This is a genomic window from Achromobacter sp. (genome assembly GCF_036567245.1).
GTDB lineage: Bacteria > Pseudomonadota > Gammaproteobacteria > Burkholderiales > Burkholderiaceae_B > Achromobacter.
The window spans coordinates 1-2,639 of the sequence record NZ_DATCUY010000599.1 but is presented as its reverse complement, the minus strand read 5'-3'; the positions used below and the strand labels follow the sequence as shown (position 1 = coordinate 2,639).

At 69.8% G+C, this 2,639-nt stretch carries 2 protein-coding genes and 1 pseudogene; all 3 read right to left on the bottom strand.

Features of this window, described 5'->3' with window-relative positions; genetic code table 11:
• Positions 1 to 167, bottom strand: a pseudogene (locus tag VIR09_RS25340) (aldehyde dehydrogenase PuuC); the annotation flags it as partial.
• The gene (locus tag VIR09_RS25335; protein ID WP_332015355.1) at positions 164 to 1,414 is read right to left on the bottom strand and encodes a Zn-dependent hydrolase; all 1,251 of its coding nucleotides are present in this window, start codon (positions 1,412 to 1,414) and stop codon (positions 164 to 166) included. The pseudogene VIR09_RS25340 and the gene VIR09_RS25335, both read right to left, overlap by 4 nt.
• A 17-nt stretch (positions 1,415 to 1,431) precedes the next feature.
• Positions 1,432 to 2,639: thiamine pyrophosphate-dependent enzyme (locus VIR09_RS25330; RefSeq protein ID WP_332015354.1), on the bottom strand; the 1,208-nt coding region annotated here is incomplete at its 5' end.

Here is a 2,639-nt window from a genome sequence, read left to right as displayed (position 1 = left end):
GCCGCGCCGCAGGCGGCCACGTCGGCCAGCTTGCGCCCGTCTATCGGGCTGGTGGCGGGGAAGGTGGCGCCATCGGCCGCGCCGCAGTAGGCGCCGTCGATATAGGCCTGGCCGTTGAAGGCAAGCGCGGCGGCGCGGGCGCGCCAGTAAGCGGCATCCTGGTTCATGAGCGGACCCCCTGGGCGTTGGCGCGCGCCACCATGGCGTCCAGCAGCACGTTGCAGCCAGCTTCCAGGTCGGCGGGCTTGGCGTCCTCGATCTCGTTGTGGCTGACGCCGTCCTTGCAGGGCACGAAGATCATGGCGGTGGGCGTGACGGCAGCCATGTAGACCGCGTCGTGGCCGGCGCCGGTGACGATGTCCATGGCGGCCAGCCCGCGGCGGGCGGCGCCGTCGCGAACCTTGCCCACCAGGTCCAGGTCGAACGGCGTGGGCGGGAAGTACTGCACGTGCTTCACGTCCACGTCCACGTTGTGGCGTTGCGCGATTTCCGCGCAGATTTCATGCCAGCGCTGGTCCATGCGGGTAAGCGTGGCTTCGTCTTCGTGACGCAGGTCCACCGTGAAGCGCACCTGGCCCGGGATGACGTTGCGCGAGCCGGGATGCGCGTGGATCTCGCCGACGGTGCCGCGGCCGTGCGGCTGGTTGTCGTTGGCGATCTCGACGACCGCCTGCAGCAGGTAGCTGGCGGCGTAGAGCGCGTCGCGCCGGATCGGCATCGGGGTGGGGCCGGCATGCATTTCCATGCCGGTCACGGTCACGTCATACCAGCGCAGGCCGAGCGATCCGGTCACCACGCCGACCATTTTTTCTTCGTGCTCCAGGATCGGGCCCTGTTCGATGTGGGCCTCGAAGTAGGCGCCTACCGGGCGGCCGCCCACGGGATCCGCGCCGGCGTAGCCGATGGCGGCCAGCTCGTCGGCCACCGACTTGCCGTCGCGGTCGGTGGCGGACAGCGCCACTTCCAGCGGGAATTTACCGGCGAACACGCCGGAACCCATCATCACGGGCACGAAGCGCGAGCCTTCCTCGTTGGTCCAGATGGCCACTTCCAGCGGCGCCTCCGTGACCACGCCATGATCATTCAGGCTGCGCATGACTTCCAGGCCCGCCAGCACGCCGTAGCAGCCGTCGAACTTGCCGCCGGTGGGCTGGGTGTCGATATGGCTGCCGGTCATGACCGGCGGCAGCTCATTGTTGCGACCGGCGCGGCGGGCGAAGATGTTGCCCACCTGGTCCACGCGCAGCGTCAGGCCGGCATCGCGCATCCAGCCGGTGACCAGGTCGCGGCCCTGGCCGTCCAGCGCGGTCAGGGCCAGGCGGCAGTTGCCGCCCTTGGGGGTGGCGCCGATCCGGGCCAGGTCCATCAGCGACTGCCACAGCCGCTGTCCGTTGATCGAGATAGTCGTCGTCATGTTGGAGTCCCTCTGTGTCAGTGGCTGGCGGCGGCACTGCGGGCCAGCGCGGCCTCGCGTATGCCCATCAGGGTTTCGCCCGGCGAAATGCCATTGGCGTCGTAACGGATTTCCAGCAGGGCCGGCAGGTTCTCGCGCTCGGCAAAGGCCAGCGCGCGCTCGAAAGCAGGGCCGAAGCTGGCGGTGTCTTCCACGGCTTCGCCATAGCCGCCGTAGCCGCGGATGATCTGGGTGAAGTCCGGGTTCTCGAAGGACAGGGCGATGGTGCGGGCCGGGAATTCGCGTTCCTGGTGGGCGCGGATGGTGCCCCAGATGCCGTTGTTGAACACCAGCACCACCACGCCCAGGCGGTATTGCAGCGCCACGCCCAGCTCCTGCATATTCATCTGGAAGCAACCGTCGCCGGCGTAGCAGACAACCGTGCGCTTGCGGTCTTCCAGCTTGGCCGAGATGGCCGCCGGCAGGCCGTAGCCCATGGAGCCCACGGTGGGCGTCAGGCTGGTGCCCGGCCCGGCGTAGCGGCGGTAGCGGTGGGGATACAGCGCATAGTTGCCCGCGCCCACGGTGATGCAGGCGTCTGCCGGCACATGCGCGTCGACGTAGGCGGCGGCCTGGTCCAGACTCATGGGGCCGGGCGAGGCCAGCGGTTCCAGGCTGTCGACCAGTTCCTGGTGGGCTGCGCGCACGGCGGCGGCGCGTGCCGTCTTGTGGCCGGGGATCAGTTGGGCCACGCTGGCGGCGAAGCTGGCCACATCCGCCACGATGGCCTGGGTCGGCGAGAACACGCGGCCCAGCTCGGCGGCGTCGGGATACACATGGATGAGTTGCTGGCGCGGCAGCGGGCTCTCGATGACGGTATAGCCTTCGGTGGTGGCCTCGCCCATGCGCGTGCCCACGGCAAGCACCAGGTCGGCGTCGCGCAGGCGCTGGCGCAGTTCCGGCGTCATGGCCCAGCCGACGTGGCCGGCGGCGTTGGGGTGGCGCTGGTCGAAGCACTCCAGGCGGCGCCAGGCGGTCCCCACCGGCAGCTCGAAGCGCTCGGCAAAGCCGGCGATCTGGTCGATCGCGGTCTGGTGCCAGCCGTTGCCGCCCAGCAGCAGGAAGGGGCGTTCGGCAGCGTCCAGCAATTGGGTCATGTGGGCCAGGTCGGCTGCGCCCGGATGGCTGTGCACGCGCGGGTAGCGCGGCAGGTCGGCGACGCGGGCGCGGCCCCACAGCGTGTCTT

Coding starts and splice junctions, on each gene's coding strand:
- VIR09_RS25335 (WP_332015355.1), bottom strand. CDS start 1,414: ATGACGACGACTATCTCGATCAACGGACAGCGGCTGTGGCAGTCGCTG.